The sequence below is a fragment of the Mucilaginibacter sp. genome, from assembly GCF_041660805.1.
In the GTDB taxonomy this organism is placed as follows: domain Bacteria; phylum Bacteroidota; class Bacteroidia; order Sphingobacteriales; family Sphingobacteriaceae; genus Mucilaginibacter.
In genome coordinates, this window is record NZ_JBAZVP010000019.1 from 84,380 (window position 1) to 102,742 (window position 18,363).

At 43.3% G+C, this 18,363-nt stretch carries 19 protein-coding genes and 1 tRNA gene; 11 read left to right on the forward strand and 9 right to left on the reverse strand.

Annotated elements, in window-relative coordinates; genetic code table 11:
- Positions 1–118: 118 nt before the first annotated feature.
- Together WC743_RS19675 and WC743_RS19680 are read right to left on the reverse strand one after the other, a co-directional pair.
- Positions 119–1,021, reverse strand: a complete 903-nt coding sequence (locus WC743_RS19675; protein ID WP_373014766.1) for a helix-turn-helix domain-containing protein — start codon at positions 1,019–1,021, stop codon at positions 119–121.
- A gap of 66 nt (positions 1,022–1,087) precedes the next feature.
- Positions 1,088–1,900, reverse strand: a complete 813-nt coding sequence (locus WC743_RS19680) for an SDR family oxidoreductase (protein ID WP_373014768.1) — start codon at positions 1,898–1,900, stop codon at positions 1,088–1,090.
- A gap of 446 nt (positions 1,901–2,346) precedes the next feature.
- Between WC743_RS19680 and WC743_RS19685 the strand changes: the two genes are divergently transcribed.
- The 6 genes from WC743_RS19685 to WC743_RS19710 all read left to right on the forward strand — a co-directional run bounded on the left by WC743_RS19685 (position 2,347) and on the right by WC743_RS19710 (position 11,061).
- Entirely contained in the window at positions 2,347–2,913 is a 567-nt protein-coding gene (locus WC743_RS19685) for an RNA polymerase sigma factor (protein WP_373014770.1), read from the forward strand.
- 180 nt (positions 2,914–3,093) lie between these two features.
- The gene (locus WC743_RS19690) at positions 3,094–4,029 is read left to right on the forward strand and encodes a FecR family protein (protein WP_373014772.1); all 936 of its coding nucleotides are present in this window, start codon (positions 3,094–3,096) and stop codon (positions 4,027–4,029) included.
- Between the two features lie 71 nt (positions 4,030–4,100).
- Positions 4,101–7,439 carry a SusC/RagA family TonB-linked outer membrane protein gene (locus WC743_RS19695; RefSeq protein WP_373014774.1) on the forward strand — a complete coding sequence of 1,113 codons (3,339 nt, stop codon included), beginning with the start codon at positions 4,101–4,103 and terminating at the stop codon, positions 7,437–7,439.
- A 29-nt stretch (positions 7,440–7,468) separates the two neighbouring features.
- The gene (locus WC743_RS19700) at positions 7,469–9,109 is read left to right on the forward strand and encodes a RagB/SusD family nutrient uptake outer membrane protein (RefSeq protein WP_373014776.1); all 1,641 of its coding nucleotides are present in this window, start codon (positions 7,469–7,471) and stop codon (positions 9,107–9,109) included.
- Positions 9,110–9,137: 28 nt separating this feature from the next.
- Positions 9,138–10,316 carry a CehA/McbA family metallohydrolase gene (locus WC743_RS19705; RefSeq protein WP_373014778.1) on the forward strand — a complete coding sequence of 393 codons (1,179 nt, stop codon included), beginning with the start codon at positions 9,138–9,140 and terminating at the stop codon, positions 10,314–10,316.
- Positions 10,317–10,599: 283 nt separating this feature from the next.
- Positions 10,600–11,061: a carboxypeptidase-like regulatory domain-containing protein gene (locus WC743_RS19710; protein ID WP_373014780.1), complete on the forward strand. Its 462-nt coding sequence runs from the start codon at positions 10,600–10,602 to the stop codon at positions 11,059–11,061.
- Positions 11,062–11,131: 70 nt separating this feature from the next.
- Here WC743_RS19710 and WC743_RS19715 read toward each other — a convergent pair.
- Positions 11,132–11,204: transfer RNA gene (locus tag WC743_RS19715), tRNA-Phe, on the reverse strand.
- 225 nt (positions 11,205–11,429) lie between these two features.
- On the opposite strand from WC743_RS19715, the gene WC743_RS19720 reads away from it, so the two are divergent.
- The 3 genes from WC743_RS19720 to WC743_RS19730 are packed head-to-tail and all read left to right on the forward strand — an operon-like array spanning position 11,430 to position 13,999.
- Positions 11,430–12,728, forward strand: coding sequence for a 4Fe-4S dicluster domain-containing protein (locus tag WC743_RS19720; RefSeq protein ID WP_373014782.1), 1,299 nt, complete (start codon positions 11,430–11,432; stop codon positions 12,726–12,728).
- A gap of 39 nt (positions 12,729–12,767) precedes the next feature.
- A complete protein-coding gene (locus WC743_RS19725; RefSeq protein ID WP_373014783.1) occupies positions 12,768–13,208 on the forward strand; it encodes a DUF2750 domain-containing protein in 441 nt (146 codons plus the stop codon).
- Positions 13,209–13,210: 2 nt separating this feature from the next.
- Positions 13,211–13,999 (forward strand): (Fe-S)-binding protein, encoded by a 789-nt coding sequence (locus WC743_RS19730; RefSeq protein WP_373014785.1) that lies wholly within the window; start codon positions 13,211–13,213, stop codon positions 13,997–13,999.
- On the opposite strand, the gene WC743_RS19735 is transcribed toward WC743_RS19730, so the two are convergent.
- Positions 13,994–14,386 (reverse strand): hypothetical protein, encoded by a 393-nt coding sequence (locus tag WC743_RS19735; RefSeq protein WP_373014787.1) that lies wholly within the window; start codon positions 14,384–14,386, stop codon positions 13,994–13,996. The genes WC743_RS19730 and WC743_RS19735 overlap by 6 nt on opposite strands.
- 140 nt (positions 14,387–14,526) lie before the next feature.
- Between WC743_RS19735 and WC743_RS19740 the strand changes: the two genes are divergently transcribed.
- On the forward strand, positions 14,527–15,012 hold the full coding sequence (locus WC743_RS19740) for an ABC transporter ATPase (protein WP_373014788.1): 486 nt from the start codon (positions 14,527–14,529) through the stop codon (positions 15,010–15,012).
- 60 nt (positions 15,013–15,072) lie between these two features.
- Complete coding sequence (locus WC743_RS19745) at positions 15,073–15,684, forward strand: YdeI/OmpD-associated family protein (RefSeq protein WP_373014790.1); 612 nt, start codon at positions 15,073–15,075, stop codon at positions 15,682–15,684.
- 13 nt (positions 15,685–15,697) lie between these two features.
- Here WC743_RS19745 and WC743_RS19750 read toward each other — a convergent pair whose 3' ends face one another.
- The 5 genes from WC743_RS19750 to rpsR all read right to left on the reverse strand — a co-directional run bounded on the left by WC743_RS19750 (position 15,698) and on the right by rpsR (position 18,340).
- The gene (locus tag WC743_RS19750) at positions 15,698–16,105 is read right to left on the reverse strand and encodes a DUF1801 domain-containing protein (protein WP_373014792.1); all 408 of its coding nucleotides are present in this window, start codon (positions 16,103–16,105) and stop codon (positions 15,698–15,700) included.
- A gap of 14 nt (positions 16,106–16,119) precedes the next feature.
- Positions 16,120–16,761 (reverse strand): hypothetical protein, encoded by a 642-nt coding sequence (locus WC743_RS19755; protein ID WP_373014793.1) that lies wholly within the window; start codon positions 16,759–16,761, stop codon positions 16,120–16,122.
- Between the two features lie 29 nt (positions 16,762–16,790).
- Positions 16,791–17,516 carry a monofunctional biosynthetic peptidoglycan transglycosylase gene (gene mtgA / locus WC743_RS19760; protein WP_373014795.1) on the reverse strand — a complete coding sequence of 242 codons (726 nt, stop codon included), beginning with the start codon at positions 17,514–17,516 and terminating at the stop codon, positions 16,791–16,793.
- A 100-nt stretch (positions 17,517–17,616) separates the two neighbouring features.
- Positions 17,617–18,060, reverse strand: a complete 444-nt coding sequence (rplI, locus tag WC743_RS19765; protein WP_373014797.1) for a 50S ribosomal protein L9 — start codon at positions 18,058–18,060, stop codon at positions 17,617–17,619.
- Positions 18,061–18,076: 16 nt separating this feature from the next.
- Positions 18,077–18,340 carry a 30S ribosomal protein S18 gene (rpsR, locus tag WC743_RS19770; protein WP_067054791.1) on the reverse strand — a complete coding sequence of 88 codons (264 nt, stop codon included), beginning with the start codon at positions 18,338–18,340 and terminating at the stop codon, positions 18,077–18,079.
- Between the last annotated feature and the right edge of the window lie 23 nt (positions 18,341–18,363).

Genomic DNA, 18,363 nt, shown 5'->3' on the forward strand with positions numbered 1-18,363 from the left:
CTAAGAGGCTAAGTTATGTGTGGTGGTTACTGTACAAATCTCGAACCATTTCCATTCATCGGCGCGAGGGCCGGAACAGAAAGAGTGCAGGATAATTAGCCGAAGAACTACTTACCATTTAGTTCAGGTGCCTGTACTCACTTGGCGATTTTCCTGTCTTTGATTTGAATATTTTTGTAAAATGCGAAGGGTGTTCAAAACCAAGCCCATACGCAATTTCGCTGATAGAGTTATTTGTGCCCCACAATAACGATTTCGCTTTATCTATTAATTCCAGGTGGATATGTTCCTGCGTGGTTTTGCCCGTAAATTTATTTAAAAGATCAGACAAATAGTTAGGCGACAGGTTGAGGTGTGAAGCAAAATATTTAACATTTGGCAGGCCTGTTTCAATGAGGTTATCTTGCGAAAAGTAATCTTTTAACAATTTTTCAAATTGTTGCACCACGTCTGAATTAACTTTTGCCCTGGTGTAAAACTGCCGGTCGTAAAAACGGTTACAGTAATTTAGCAAGAGTTCGATATTGCTAACGATGAGGCCTTGCGAGTGCTTATCTATATTTTGCGAATACTCCCTTTCAATCTTTGTTACACAATCTTTAATGATCAGTTTTTCTTCTTCTGAAATATGGAGGGCTTCGTTGATCTCATAATTAAAAAAGGAATACTGATGTATCTTCTTGCCCAAATCTGTACCATGGATCAGATCAGGGTGAATGAACAGCGCCCAACCTTCATCAACGGTAACATCGGGGCCTGCCGATATAACTTGTCCGGGTGCGGTGAACATTAATGAACCTTCGTTGAAGTCATAATGCCCTTTGCCATATTTTAACAGGCCTTCGAATTTTTTGCAGGAAATGGTATAAAAGCCAAACCGATAAAAAGCATCATCCCTGGGGCGCTTTTTATAAAAATCCGCATGGTCTATCACGCTTATTAAGGGATGTTTTGGTGGCGTGAATTTTACCAGCCTGTGCAGATCGCTGATAGATTGAAGATCAATGTATTTACCTGGCATGATGTTACTTTATTATAAAGTTACTATAAAATATGGCTGCCCTGGCGCGGGCAGCCATTGGTTTTTTTAAATGCCTGTTTGGGCGGTCATCATTTTTTTAAAATCCACATCATCCATTTGCTGCCTGGTTTGTATCAATTGCACAGCATCATGGCCTACAGGATAGCGTAACTTTTCAGTGCCGTCTGTTGCTGCTTCATAAATGACATCGGCTACTTCGCCAATATTTTCAGACATAGGCCAATCATCTAACATGGCGGCGAATTTATTAAATGCGGGTTGATACTCATCCAAACCATCATTACTGAAAAGGGTCATCGAGCGCCCGGCAAACTCGGTTTTATAGCCCCCCGGTTCAACTATTTTTAAGCGGATGCCAAGCGGATTTAACTCGTACTGTATAGATTCTGTCAAACCCTCTACCGCAAATTTAGTTGCATGATAAAGCGAGGAGAACGGGAAGGTAATTCTTCCACCAACCGAGGAAACGTTGATGATAACGCCTGATCTGTGTTGCCTCATACCGGGCAATACAGCTTTTGTCACCTCTATCAACCCAAAGAAATTTACGTCGAACTGTTGTTTAGCCTGTTCTTCGGTAGCGGCTTCCAATGCACCCAGCGCACCGTAACCTGCATTATTAACCAATACATCAATTTTACCAAATTTTTCAATGCCGGCTGCTACCGTGTTTTGTATGCTTAGCTTGTCGGTTACATCTAGTTTGCTAATAAAAACATTGCTAAGTGTAGATAGTTCTGTTTCTTTTTCTGGTGAACGCATGGTGGCGATCACGTTCCAGCCATTTGTATCAAATAGTTTAGCTGCTACTTTTCCAAACCCGGACGAAGCACCAGTGATCAATACTGTCTTTTTCATTGCTTTATATTTTAATTTGTAAAGCAAAGTTCTGGTTAAAAGCGCTACCCGATTTATACGTTTCAACTAATCCCTTATACATTTTAGGGTAAGCAATGATATTATATTATTTTGACCTTAGCCGAATCGAACCACTTTGATTTAATCTGGAACTATTTCCGATTCGAACCCCGAAGCAACAAGGTAAAACTAAATCTTCCTATATTCCATACGTGAATAAGCTCATCATTTTCTGATTCGTATATCCCTAAAGGATGAACCGGAACAAACAATGGAAAAGAAGGAAAATCTAGAGAATAACATGTCTTAATAGGCCTAATAGATGTTTTAGATAACTATTTTATCCTCAAAGGAGATTTTAATATGACTTTTTTTTAATACAACGTTAATATTAACCTATTCCGCCGGTAATACGACTCCCTTACTTTTGAGGCGAAATTACAGGTATGTCAGAGACAGTTGATTTGGCGGATGCGATACTATTGAAGAAACTCCGGGAAGGGGATCGAACCGCTTTTGATCAATTTTATGCCAAATACTGGAAACCGCTCTACCGCCTGGCGTTCAAAATTCTGAAAGACGAAGAGGACAGCGAAGACGTTATTCAGGAAACCTTCTTTCGTTTCTGGGAAAACAGAAAAAAACTGGAAAGTACTCATATCAAAGGTTGGTTATCAACCACGTCCTACCGGCTTGTACTGAAAATCCTGCAAACCCGGAAGCAGCAGGACGGCATCGACGGAATAAGCCACGAAGAACCATTAGCCGAACCGGCAGACCAATCCCTGGACATGCGCCAGTTACAATTGCAGATAGATGCCTGTGTGGAAAAACTGCCCGACCAGTGCCGCAACGTCTATAAATTAAGCAGGGAGGAATACCTGTCTGTAAAAGATATCGCCAACAAATTAAACATTTCTCCAAACACCGTCGAAATCCATATCACCAGGGCTCTTAAAAAAATACGGATCGGACTGGGATACCTCATCGTGCTGATCTTCTTGTCCCTATAAGCCTCATTTTTCTCTGCCATGGATTCCTTCAGGCAGCCGGCCATCATAGTTTACAAATTTTCATACGGCTTATTGACAGCAAATTAGATACTATTTCGAGAAAAAACTCAAATTTATTTTCATCCCTTGTAGGGGATACCCTCCTTTTTTTGATTATATATATAAAGGGCACCTTGTAATATGGACAAAGAAATATTTGAACGATTACTTCAAAAGCAGGTTGAAGGCAAGCTCAGCGCAGCGGAAAAAATCCAATTACAACAAGCCTACGATCAGCTTTTCAGCGAAGAAATTGCAGCTGGTGTGGACGATCCGGCATTGGGGCCTGATGAGGCGAAAGAACTGGTTATCCAACAAAAGATATATGCCAGGATCAATAAGCAACTAAAATATTCATTCCATTTCAGAACATTTTTAAAAGTAGCGGCGGCAGTTGCCATTGTATTACTAGGTCCACTGCTATTCTCGCGTCTTAATCATACAGATCAGGTAGACTACGTGGAAGTGGCAGCAACACAGTCATCCAAAATAGTAAAACTAAATGACGGCACTAACATTATACTTGGCCCGCACAGCACACTAAAATATCCTCGTGATTTTGAGGCAAAAGATAGAAACGTGTTTTTGACCGGTAATGCCACTTTCAAAGTAAAACACAATGGCAAGCGGTTTATAGTAAACAGCGGGGATGTTAAAACGGAGGTATTGGGAACATTTTTTAATGTGGTAACCGTACCGGAAAGCCAACAAACTAAAGTAGCACTCTTTGAAGGGAAGGTTAGGATGAGTTATAAAAACAGGGGGAATACCATTTTAAAGCCGGGTGACGAATGGAACTGTAATTTGAAATCAGCAGTGGTAAACATCAGGCACGATGAAAATATCCAAAGTAACAATCTAAAGCTCGATTTTAAAAATACCGATCTGACAGAAGCCGTGCAACAGATTTCCATAATGTATGGAATTAAATTATCTGTAGCACAAAGTGTGGATAAGGACCTCAAAATTACCGGGACCATTTATTATAGATCGCCCAAAGAAACATTGAAAGAAATCGCCTTCCCTTTTGGTCTAATCGTTAAACAAATAAATGAAAGCACGTATGAGTTAATGTAACATGAACAAAAAAGGAGCATCACAAAGTGTGACACTCCCGAGCGTTTTTAATCAACACCTGCATCTACGAAATGCAGGTATTAAAATTTGAAAAAATAATTTCAATTGCCAAAGGTATGAAAAAATATTGTACAATTGGGTGGCTTTGCTATGTGTTGCTCTCCGGCAATGCTTATGCAGGCGCCTTTTTTCAACAAGTACAAAACCAACAAAAAACAATAACAGTTGCATCCGATAAAAAAATAAGTTTGCTTTCTGTTTTTGACCAGATAACGAAGCAAACCGGTTACTCTTTTATATTTTCTGAACCGTCTATCCAGAACATTTCTGTTGAAAAGATCAACATTAACCAGTTACCATTAAATGAGGTGTTAAAGCTTTTGGAAGATCGTTTTTCCCTGAGCTTTAAAATCAATGCGCGTAGTATATCCGTCAAAAAATTGCCTGACACAAAGCCTGCGACGCGCGGAGAAAAACCTGTGCAGAATAAACAACAGATTATTGAGGGAAGGGTTACAGACTCCACAACAGGAGAGGCATTGGTTGGCGTAAACATTGTGATCAAACAACACTCTGGCGCTGGTACCGTAACCGATATTAATGGAAATTTTAATATTTCTATCCCTGACGACGCACGCACATTGGTTTTCTCCTATATAGGGTATCTGCATCAGGAAGTTGAACTGTCTGGCCAAGTGAAGTTGAACGTTTTGTTAAAAGCCGATGCTGCAGCGTTGGACGAAGTGGTTGTGGTGGGATACGGCACGCAGAAACGAACCGACCTCACCGGTGCTCTTAGCTCCGTATCCAACGATAAGCTGGTAGCTACGCACTTCACCACCGCCACCCAAGCACTGGCCGGTCAGCTACCGGGAGTAGACATTGTGACTTCGGGCACCAAGCCCGGTGGAGGCGCCGACATCATGATTCGCGGACAGAACACCATTAAATCGGGCACAGACTTAAATGGCATCAATCCGCCCCTTTATGTGGTGGACGGTATCTATGTCAACTCTATCAACGATATTTCGCCCACCGACATTGAGCGAATCGATATATTGAAAGACGCTTCTTCGACGGCCATTTACGGTTCGCGCGGGGCCAACGGTGTTATCATCGTCACCACTCGAAAAGGAAAGAAAGGCAAGAATTCTGTAGAATATACAGGATCGGCCACTGTGAACTCCCCCATGAATCTGCCCGATTTCACCTCCGCCGATGAGTGGGTGCAGTATCGTATAGACCGACGCAAAGGACAAAACTATTCGAACCCGACGTTCGAGCCCGATTTGTTGCAGTTGCTGGGTGAATCGGCATACAAGAACTACAAGGCAGGCAAGTCCATTAGCTGGCCGAATGAGATATTGCAGACGTCGTACTCGCAATCACATGCAGTGAGCATGAATGGCAGTGCCGAAAGACTCACATACAGCCTGGGCTTGGGAGTCAATTCCGACAAAGGCGTGATTGATGGCGACGGCTACACCCGCTACAACGTGAGCGCAGCGCTCAATAGGCAGATCAACAACATATTCAAGGTAGGAACCAACGTGTATACTGCTTATGAAATCACCAAAGCAGCCAGTCCCGAAACCTTCCGAACCATCTATCGCCTCAACCCGCTATCCAACAAGTACAACACAGACGGGTCGCTACTCTTCTATCCAGACGGAATAACAACCATCACCAATCCGTTCTTAGAGGCGAAGAACAGGCACACGCAAACCAACAACTTTCATGTTTTTGGAAACATGTACCTTGAAGTGAAACCGGTGAGCTGGCTGAAGTTTACCACCACCTTCGCGCCCGACATTAACCATGCGGAATATGGGTCATACATCGGGGCAATGACCAAAACCGGTGCAGGGGCACTGGCCAATAACATTGCCCAATACCAACCAAGCCGCACGGTAAAATATACGTGGGACAACATGCTGCAAGCCGATAAAACCTGGGGTGATCATACTGTAAATCTCCTTTTGGGTTCATCCCAGTACAAATCAGCAGGCATGAGTTCAGGCATAGCGGCAAGAGCATTCCCTACCGATGCATATGATTGGTATAACCTTGGAGCCGGAACGATGTATTCCATGTCTACTGGTTATACGCAAGAACAGCTGAGTTCGTATCTTGGGCGTGTCAACTACGACTACAAGGGGCGCTACCTCTTCACCGCTACAGGGCGTACAGACGGAAGTTCTAAACTGGCGGAAGGACACAAATGGGCATTCTTCCCCTCGGCAGCCGTCGCCTGGAGAATCTCCGAAGAGGCGTTTTTGAAAGACAAAACCGCACTGTCCAACTTGAAGTTGCGCTTTAGCTATGGTGTGTCGGGCAATAATGGAGTATCGCCCTATAGCACTTTTCAAACAGTCAACAACGCCAGGTATCTCTTTGGCGACAAAGCAGTGAACACCGCTTCCATAGCGCGCTTTGAAAACAAAACCCTTTCGTGGGAGCTCACCAGGGAGTTCAACCTTGGTTTAGACTTCGAATTTTTCCAGGGAAGAATCGGTGGAACGATTGATGTGTACAACCGTCGCACTAACGACATTATCATGAATCGGGTGATGTCACAACTCAACGGATTTAGTAGCCTGACAGACAACGTGGGGTCGGTCAACAACAAGGGTATTGAAGTTTCCCTGAGCACCATCAACATTAAAACCAAAGACTTCTCATGGGCTACGTCGCTCAACTTTGCGTCCAATCACAACGAAATTGTAAGCCTCTCCGACGGTTCGGAACGCGACGAGGCCAACGGTTGGTTTGTGGGGCAACCCGTAGGTGTTGTGTGGACGTACGACCAGGTTGGTTATTGGGGCGAAAACGAAGCGGCAGAAGCGAAACGCTACGGACTGGCACCGGGTAGCATCAAAGTGCGCGACATTGATGGAAGTGGCACATTGAACAATGCCGACAAGGTATTCAAAGGATCACTCTTCCCCGTATGGACAGGGGGTATCACCAATACCTTTACTTATAAGAATGTAGACCTGGCATTCACGGTGACCACCCGCCAGGGACAATATGCAGATTCGCAGTTTCACAGGTCGTATTCGATGACGGACAACGAGAATTTCAACGTACTCGACCTCAACTACTGGACGCCGCAGAACACCAGTGGCACTTGGGTGCGTCCCGGCGTACCTTCCGGCCCGATGGAGGTGCTATACTATCAGAAGACCTCGTACGTGAAGATAGGCTACATTAACCTTGGTTATAACCTACCCAAGCGCGTGATAAGCAACCTGGGGCTCAGCAAGTTTCGCTTTTTCGTTTCTTGTCAAAACCCCTTCATCTTTACCGATTATGCAGGTTGGGATCCGGAGATGGCAAGCAGAGACACGCAAGGCCCTGCCTATCCCATGACCCGTAAGTTTATGTTCGGACTCAATGTAGGATTTTAATCCATTAAGAATCACACATATTATTAATCATGAAAAAAATAATCAATTATATAGTGACGATTTCGTTGCTGGTTCTCACACAATCCTGTCGCTTGGAGGAAGTCAACCCGTCGTCGGTGACGAGCAACGAGTATTTCGCCACCCAAGATGCGTATGAGGAACTGGTGGCCGAAACGTATAGAGGCCTGCGCCCTTTGTTGCAGAACACCACACACATGTGGTACGGAACAGACATGTACGAACGCACGGGTGTGGTAGACGACACCCAGTTGCCGCTCAACGACTATACCGTGTTTACGGGCGACGAAAGCCTGAGCTGGTGGACCGACAACTACAACCTGATAACCAAGGCCAACACCGCAATGACGCGTGGAGCGCTAATAAAAAGTAAAATAGCCCCAAACGTATATGCTACCCGCACAGGCGAATTACTTGCCCTGCGTGCTTATGCCTATTTCAACTTAGTTGAGACATTTGGAGATGTGCCGCTGATAACGAGCGAAGTGACCGAAGCTACGTACAATTTCACCCGCAACTCCGAAGAAGAGGTGTATAAACAAATAGTGAACGACCTCACTCAAGCCATCAGCCAGTTGCCGGCCCAGCCCGAAAGCTATGGACACGCAGCCCAGGCCATGGCCGAACATCTGCTAGGGAAAGTGTTGCTCACACGGAGCTATAAGTCGTATGCGCAATCGGCCGACCTGGCAAATGCCGTTAGCACTCTGCAAAGTTCCATGAACAAATCGACGCTTAGCACATGGGATGCACTCTTCGGCGACGCATACCAGCAAAACAACAAAGAAGTCATCTTTGCAGTCCGCTATTCGAGCGACAATGCGCTTAACAAAACGGGCAACAACCTCTATCAGCAGTTCAAGTTCTGGACCGATAGGTATCCGGGAGGAGCCCTGACAGCACCTTACTGGCGACAAGATATTTCCTATCAGCCTACTTCCTACTTTTTCGACCTCTATGCCGCCAATGACTATCGGGCGTCTGAGCGGTTCTTGCAAAGGCACATCGTGGCTGCCACCAATAAGGCAGATGGGCCCAATGGCGCAATTAAGACGGGCGATCGCATTATCTACTTGCCTCGCGAGACGATGACCGCAGACCAGATTGCCACCTATAAGAAAGCCAACCAGCCGACGTATTATGTGGTGAACCCCAATCAGTACCATCAACTTTTTGAATCGAACACCATCTATCCCATCGTTTGGAAGTTCTATGACCCCACGGTAGTAGTCTACACCAACTCGGGTGTAGACCCGCAAGGGCATCGCGACACATACATCTTCCGCCGTGCCGAAACCATGATGCTCCTGGCCGAAGCGTACGTAAAACAAGGACAGGGAGCCCTCGCTACAGGATTGATCAATGACTTACGCCGACGAGCCAAGCTGACCGGAGATGACCTGCTTACGGGAAGTGCCACGATAGCGAATGTGCTTGACGAATCGGCTCGCGAACTGTTTGGTGAATCAAACCGATGGATGGATCTTAAGCGCACCGGAACGCTGCTCACCCGCGCTGCGCAATACAATGCCTTCTGCGCTCACCATCACCCTGCTGCCATCAATTCAACGTATTTGCTACGCCCCATCCCAGTAACGGAGATTATGCGTAGCCCTACTTTGACACAAAATCCGGGCTTTCCTGGTAAATAATTATAGAATCACTTAATCATTAATCAATATGTACAACAAAATTCGCATCACATTAGCACTCATCATTTGGAGCTGCATTCACCTCTCTGCCCAAGGGCAGACAGTACCCCATAACAACCCCTGGGCCCTTAAGGAATTAGGCACGCTACCTCCCATCCAAAGTCTTACGGATGGTGTATGGCTCAAAGGTGATTTGCACGTTCACTCCAGCCATAGCACCGATGGAGGAACACCTAACCCTAACCGTCACCCTGTTGCCAAAATTATAGACTTTGCAAAGTCGGTCGGTTTCGGGTTCATTGCCATTACGGATCATGATAATCATGTATTTGGCGACGTAGCGCATAATACATGGACCGATCCTGCGTTCAAATCAGATTCTTTGCTGCTGCTGTATGGTGCAGAATGGACAACGACGCGAGGCCATGGGAACACCTTCTCTGCCAAGCCTTACAACCATCAGAAACTTTACGATGTGCGCGATCAGCGCGACATCGTAATTGGGTCCGTAAAGAAGGAACTGGGTATTCATCTGTCCGCCAACCACCCTGCCGGGCCTAAAGACCATTTTGGGTTTTCGTATGATCTGGTAAATTCCATGGAGGTCTGGAACTCCGCTCTATGGACAAAGAATGCAAATTCAATCCTGATCTGGGAAGATATGCTTGCGTCCGGCCGGAGGGTTACAGCAAGGGGCGGAAGTGATACGCACTCACCAAGTGATGTTAACTACATCGGTACCCCAACCACTTGGGTATTTGCAGCCAAACGGACTTCGCAGGGCGTTGTAGATGCACTTACCAATGGGCGGACATCGGTGAGCGCAAATCCCTATGCGCCACGTGTAGAGTTTTATGCCGATCTGAATCAAGACAATAAAATGGATATGATGATGGGTGACAATGCAAAAGCAACCGGGAAAAAGGTCAGGTTCAAGGTGCAGCTTTCGGGCAAAGTGGTTGCAGACAGTACCTACACCATCAGCGTACGTAAGGACGGCAGGAACTTCGGTACTTATAAGATGAACGGAAGCAATCCGGTGGTTGAATTTGAAGATGCTCCGGTAGCTATCGAGCGGAGTTATTATTACCTGACCGTACACGGCCCGTCTACCGATTACCCGCAGGTTCCCCGGTCCTCTAAGGTAACCGGCAACATGGTTGCCTTATCAAGTCCGATCTATTTTAATTTTGATCCTAATTTTTAGAAAAAGAAGAAAGAGTGGCTAAAAAGCTCTGAGAAAAGATCCCCGATATAGAAAACTATCGGGGATCTTTCTTTATCCCCTTAAGATTTCTTAACTTAAATGGGTGTTTCGGACTGAGAACCCAAACATATGAAGGCAAATTAAGTGTGGTGCGGACTTTATTTATAACACAATATTTCTTTTATGATTTGAAGAGACTGGCAGATTTAGACTTGAATTGAAAACGGTTCAAATCACCCTAATATTTATATTTACAATAAACTAAAATCTGGAAGATAATTAAATGAAAAAAATATTGATCATTCTTATTTTACTCAGTGTTTCAATATATAGCCTTTACGCTCAAAATAAAACAATTAAAGGAAGGGTCATTGATGATAACTTGGAACCTTTGCCATACGTGTCAATTATGATCAATGATACAGTTAAAGTAGGCAGGACAAATCTAAATGGGTTTTTCCATATAGAAATACCTGCTTCCGTTAAAAAAATATTATTTGGGACTGTTGGAATAGAGTTAGCATCTGTAGAGCTTGTAGATAAATGTGATGAAGTGGAGGTTGTAATGATGTTAAGCAGTACTTATGATTTTATAACCCTCAAGAGGGTAGATCAACTTCGAATGAAAAAATTTAAGAAACTACCGGAATTACACAAGAGAGCGTTTGAGAAAGGTATATTTAAAACTGATAAAGCTTGTTATACACAAGAGTTTATACCTGATTATAAGAAAAAACAAAAATGATATTAAACGTTAAGCGGTCTTAAAACCTCTTTAATACAAAAAGCCCTCAACTTTCGTTGAAGGCTTGCTGTGGTATCAGCTGGGATCGAACCAGCGACACAAGGATTTTCAGTCCTTTGCTCTACCGACTGAGCTATGATACCGCTCCGTTTAAGGTTTGCAAATGTAGCGTTTTTTTTATTTTCAGAAAGTTTTTTTTCATTTTTAATTACAATTATGCGGCAATATCGTGAAGTTTAATATTCTGCTGTTGAATGTCAGGCTGTTAAGGATAAAACTATTCTCAATTAATTTTTCAACTTTTCAATCCTTGCAACGTTAAAACAAATCCATACTTTAGCTTTAAATTACTATGCACGCATAACATAATGATCGGACAGGTTATATTTATCATCATCTTACTGGCTGCTGCTTACCTGTTTGGTAAAAACGTGGTAAAAGTACGGCGCAACATATTGTTAGGCAGAGATGTCAATAGATCAGATAATCCGGCCATGCGCTGGAAAGTAATGGCTAAAGTGGCCCTTGGCCAAACTAAAATGGTGAAACGCCCGGTTGCGGCCATCATGCACTTCTTTATTTACGTAGGGTTTGTAATTATAAACCTGGAGGTGCTGGAGATAATGATAGACGGCATTTTTGGTTCGCACCGTATATTTTCTAAGCCGTTAGGCAGCCTGTATGGTTTGCTGATAGGCAGCTTTGAAATATTGGCCCTGTTAGTATTGGTAGCCTGCGTGGTTTTCCTGGCACGGCGTAATATTCTCCGTTTAAAGCGCTTTAACGGCGTTGAGATGACCACATGGCCAAAGTCTGACGCTAACTACATCCTCACCATAGAAATGCTACTGATGACGGCTTTCCTGACCATGAACGCCGCCGACTATAAATTACAATTATTGCATTTTGGCCATTATGTTGAAGCGGGTAGTTTTCCGGTAAGCGCGTTAATTGGGTCGTTGTTGCCCGCGGGCGCTAATGCGTTAGCAACTATTGAACGGGCTTGCTGGTGGTTTCATATTATAGGGATATTGGCATTCTTAAATTATCTGCCATATTCCAAACACTTCCACATTTTGCTGGCGTTCCCTAATACCTGGTATTCTAACCTGCATAAAAAAGGCGGGTTGACTAATATGGCGTCGGTTACAAACGAAGTTAAGGCCATGCTTGACCCATCTTTTGTGCCCGAAGCTACCGAGGTTAGTCGTTTTGGTGCTAAAGATGTAACTGACCTTACCTGGAAGAACCTGATGGAAGCCTATACTTGTACCGAATGTGGCCGGTGCACATCGGTTTGCCCGGCAAATATTACAGGTAAGCTGTTATCGCCCCGCAAAATAATGATGGATACCCGCGACAGGTTAACCGAGGTGGGCAATAACATTGATAAGCACGGCAAGGATTACACCGACGATAAAACTTTATTGGATAACTACATTACCCGGGAAGAATTATGGGCCTGTACTACCTGTAACGCCTGTGTGGAGGCTTGCCCGGTTAACATTAACCCGCTTGAAATTATAACAGAGATGCGCAGGTACGTAGTAATGGAAGAATCGCAGGCACCTGCCAGCCTTAATAATATGTTCGGTAATATGGAAAATAATGGCGCTCCATGGAAATATAGCCAGGCCGACAGGTTTAACTGGGCAGAGAAAAGTTAGTAGTTTGCAGTTTTAAGTTTGCAGTTAAAGGAATTAAACATGGAAGAACGGGTTACAGATATAATAGAAAGTAAGTACAACCAATTCGTAGAGCGGGTAGCTGCAACAAAACTGGTATGGGGACTAAAGAGTAAAACCGGCTGGGCTAATTCCGAATCTGCGGAGGATGATGAAGTTGGCGTTATACCATTTTGGTCGGATAGGGCTTATGCCAAGATTTGCGCACGCGATGATTGGAAAAGCTATTCGCCTACTGAAGTGCCACTGGCTACTTTTTTAGAGGATTGGTGTATGGGCATGGCCGAAAACGACACTTTGGTAGGTGTTAACTGGGATGCCAACATGCTGGGTAAAGAAACCGATGCCTTAGAGGTTGTGCTTGATATATTGAACAGGTTAAAAGTTATCAACTCGGCCATTAAGTTTGCAAACTATAGTAGTATAGACGAATTTATAACAGAGATTAGCGAAGAAGAATAGGAATGGAACAAACAATACCCACCATGGCCCAGATGGTTGCCGAAGGCAAGGAACCCGAGATATTATTTTGGGTAGGCTGTGCCGGCAGTTTTGATGAGCGTGCACAAAAAATAACCCGCGATATATGCAAGGTCTTACAGCATGTGGGTATCAGCTACGCGGTATTAGGTACCGAAGAAAGCTGCACCGGCGACCCTGCCAAACGCGCGGGCAACGAATTTTTGTTTCAGATGCAGGCTATGGCTAACATTGAAGTGCTTAACGGCTACAACATTAAAAAGATTGTAACAGGTTGCCCGCATTGTTTTAATACCATAGCCAACGAATATCCCGGCCTTGGAGGTAAATATGAAGTGATACACCACACGCAATTGATACAAGGCCTTATCAACGACGGTAAACTAAAAGCCGAAGGAGGAGAGAGCTTTAAAGGCAAGCGTATTACCTTTCATGACCCCTGCTATTTAGGCCGTGGTAATAACGTGTACGAGGCCCCGCGTGCGGCGCTTGAAATTTTGGATACCGAACTGGTTGAAATGAAACGCTGTAAAAGCAATGGCTTATGCTGTGGCGCTGGCGGCGCTCAAATGTTTAAAGAACCTGAGCCCGGTAAAAAAGACATTAACATGGAGCGTATGGTAGATGTGCTGGAAGCAAAAGCGCAAATTGTAGCTTCGGCGTGCCCATTTTGTATGACCATGATGAGCGATGGTGTTAAGCACATGGATAAAGACCAGGAGATTAAAGTGCTTGATATTGCCGAGATTACGGTTAGGGCAAACGGATTATAGATCTTTCGCCTTCAACAAATTCAGTACCTGGCGCAAACTATCTAACCTTGGCTGAGCTGTTTTTTTAACGGGGATGTTCAACATTGTTGCCATGGAATCTACATCGCCTTTGGGGTCATTATAGGTTTGAACAATGATGTCATCGGCCTGGGTTGTTATCTGCAGGGTATCGGTATTGGCGGCTCCAACAATATAATTCATATCCAGTAAATGCTTTACACTCAACGAATAATACTCCTGTTTACCATGTTGATAAGTTTTTCGTAAACGGATAAAATGATCAGACGTTAGCATTATTTCGTACTTTTTAAGCTTAGGCCCGGCAGATGGATCGTAGGTTTCGGTAAGGAATTTGTTGCCCCAGTTTAACCATTCCTGTTCGTCCATAAATACCGAAAAACTGCATATAAATACACATACTGGTATTAAACATGCAAAAATTAGCGCTTTTTTGGTTGGGGGTAGAAGTGATGTTTGCATGACAACAAATAATATCACCAAGTTAATAAATTGAATAAATTTGCAATATGGAATTTTCTTCACAATCAAGGGTTTGGGTATATCAATCAGACAGGAAACTGACCGCTGATGAGGTAGTGCAAATACAAATGCACCTGGATAATTTTACCCGCAGCTGGACAGCTCATAATAACCAGCTGAAAGCTAAAGCCGAGATCCGGTATAACCGTTTCTTGGTACTGATAGTAGACGAAACCCAGGCAGGCGCCAGTGGCTGCTCCATTGATAAATCTGTAAATTTTATGAAACAGCTGGAGCAGGAATTCGGCATTAATTTATTTGACAGGTTTAACCTTGCGTACCGCGATGGGGAAGAAATTATATCAGTACCACGCCATCAGTTTGAAGAGCTTTTAAAATCAGGTAAAATTAACACCGAAACCATTGTATTTAATAACCTTGCCCAAAACGTAGCCGAACTGGAAACCAAGTGGGAAGTGCCGTTTAAAGATAGCTGGCATATACAACTATTCCGCGACCTGGTAGTTAATTAGTCATTCGCGAAATAAATTCGTGTATAGCGGTACATGCTTGTAAAAATATTATATTGCATTATGGAACAGTATGATAACCGGATTGACGCTTATATTAACAAGTCGGCAGATTTTGCAAAGCCTATACTCACTTACATACGGGGCATCATTCATGAGGCATCGCCTTTGGTAACCGAAACCATTAAATGGGGCTGCCCCTCGTTTGATTATAAGGGCCCAATAGTGATGATGGCAGCCTTTAAGCAACATTGCGGACTTAACCTATGGAAGGCATCGTTGATGAACGACCCGGATGGTGTGATGAAGCTAAATGATGAAAATGCCGGGCAGTTTATGCGTATCACCAGCATAGCTGATTTGCCACAAAAAGATGTATTGATTGATTTTATAAAGCAGGGTGTTGCGCTGAACGAAAAGGGTTTAAAGGTTTCCACCAAGAAAGCATCCGGAGAAAAAGAAGAACTGATCATCCCTGATTATTTTACTGCCGCTTTAAATAATAACCCCTTGGCTAAAACTGCTTTTGATAGGTTTAGTTACTCTCAAAAAAAAGAATACCTGGAATGGCTTACTGAGGCAAAATCTGAAGCTACCCGTGATAAACGTTTAGAAACCACTATAGAATGGGTATCGGAAGGCAAAACGAGGCATTGGAAATATCAGCGTAAATAATAATTAGCAAAAGCTACTCCACTAAACTCAGCCATTTCTTTATCACATGCTGCAGGGCTGCCGTTTTAGCTTCAACATCTGCCATGTCTTTAAAAACAACTGTTCTTCTGCCGTCTTTATAATCACCTTCCAGTAACCCCGAAGTATCATTAACCTTTGCACCGCTTGGTAAAACAAGCATAATACGGTTTTTAAAAAGGTTCATCACAATAATATCCCGTTTATACTCCTTTGGATCAAAAGGGGCCATTGGGCCGGTGTAGTAAAAGCTGGGGTTGTTCCACTTAATTTGTTCACCAATTTGGCTGTCGGTACTTAAAATAATCTGTCTCAACGCTTCAATGGCATCCTTAACAGCTGGGTCGAGCTTTTGGATATGTTCGGTTACCTGCTCCTGGTCGGTAAGTTTTAATTTAGCCATGCTGTAATGTTGCTTTACTGTGCAATATTAAATGAACCAATAACAGTGTGTTTACTGCCATCATTATCATCAGTCGCCACAACTTTAAAATAGCCCCTTACACGGTAAAGGCCATCTATTTTTTTTAAAGTGCTTGTTTTAACCATACCACTGCCATCATCTGATAATTTAAAACTTTTGTATATGATGCCTAACAGATCGTTAACCCGTTCACCTGCAGATATGGCGCTAAAATTCAACTGAAAAATAATATCGGGGGTTGATTGCTCTGCCAAAATACTGGTGTAACCGGTTATTGTCTTTACATTGGGCGGTGTTACAATAGCCGTAGCGCTGGTAAGTACAACGGTTTCGGCGCCATCAATCTGGAAAGCGATGGTGTTAGCAGCGCCTATAGGTATCGTATAAGTAGCATCAACCGGTGGGTCAATACCAGTATCCACCTCAGGTTCGGTCCCTGTTCCACCCGGCCCTGTAATTACACCATTACCACTTGGATATAAGGGAGGATCCTTTTTACAGCCGCTAAACAACATAGCAAGAATGCAAAAGGTAAGAAATACAGGTAACAGCTTCATAATTAAGTTTATAGATGGCATGGTAAAGGTATGTTTTTGACAATAAAAAACAGGATCATCCTGAAATAAATTCGGCATGACCTATAATGCTTCACTAAAACCTTTAATTAAAAATCCAGCGGGCCTAACCTGCGCATGTTATTCCTGATAAGATATTGCCTGCGTTTTAAGTATCGGGTAGGTTTTGTTGCCGACCACTTAAGCGGACTTGGGAATATTACAGCAATAGCTGCCGACTGGCGGCTGGTTAATTTTGATGCGGGTTTATGAAAATAAGCTTGCGAAGCAGCCTCAATGCCATATATACCATCGCCCATTTCAATAACGTTGAGGTATACTTCCATTATGCGCTTTTTGCCCCAGAAAGCTTCTATTAGTACGGTAAACCAAGCCTCGAAGCCTTTGCGTACAAATGAACGGCCGGGATACAGAAAAACGTTTTTTGCTGTTTGCTGCGTAATAGTACTCCCGCCAATTAGTTTTTTGCTTTTTTGATTTTTGCGGATGGCTCGCTGTATCGCGTTAAAATCAAAGCCGTGGTTCTCCAGAAATGTTTGGTCTTCGGCGGCTACGGCAGCGCGTTTCATGGGGTCGGCAATGTCGTCAAAGTCTACCCATTTTTTGTCTATCTTCCAGTCCAGGCCCCTTGCTTTACGCTCAAAGCCGCGTTGTATCATTAGCAGGGTAAACGGTGGGTTTATAAACCGGAAAAGTAGAACGCCAAATAAGCTGGCGGCTACAAAAGCAATAGCAGCTAACTTAACTATTCGTAAAACGAGTTTGAAAATGCCGCCGAATTTTGATTTCGATTTTTTTTTAAGGGTTCGTTTCACGGTTGTATGGTATCTACTTAAACCAAAAAAGGCGTTTAGCCTTAACTAAACACCTTTTTTAAATTTTATATCGAATTTTTAATATCCGAATAAGAAAAAATTACTCAGCTACTACTGAGAAAGGAACTTGTACCTTCACTTCTTTGTGCAGGTTTACAATTGCGGTGTAATCACCAACAAATTTTGGTTCCTGATCAAAAGTGATACGACGACGGTCAACTTCAAAACCTTCTTTCTTTAATGCATCAGCTACCTGTATGGTATTGATAGCACCGAAGATTTTACCGGTTTCGCCAGCTTTTGCACCTATAGTAAGTTTAACACCTTCTAAACGGGCGGCAATAGCATCAGCATCCTTGCGTATTTTATCTTGTTTAAACTGAGCTTGCTTTAAGTTTTCTGCTAAAACTTTACGTGCACTTTCAGTTGCTAATATTGCGTAACCTTTAGGGATAAGAAAATTACGGCCATAACCTGGCTTTACATTCACTACATCGTCTTTATCGCCGAGGTTTTTTACGTCTTGTTTTAAAATAACTTCCATTGCTTTTTACCTCCGATTATTTTAATGAGTCTGTAACATAAGGTAATAAACCGATGTGGCGCGCACGCTTAACAGCCTGTGCCACTTTACGCTGAAACTTTAATGATGTACCGGTTAAACGGCGAGGTAATACTTTACCCTGATCATTAATAAACTTTAATAAAAAGTTAGCGTCTTTGTAATCGATATACTTAATACCATTCTTTTTGAAACGGCAGTATTTTTTACGGTTATCCTCCACTTTTGGAGCGGTAACGTATTTAATTTGGTCGTTTGCCATTAGTTGTTTTCCTCCACTTTAGC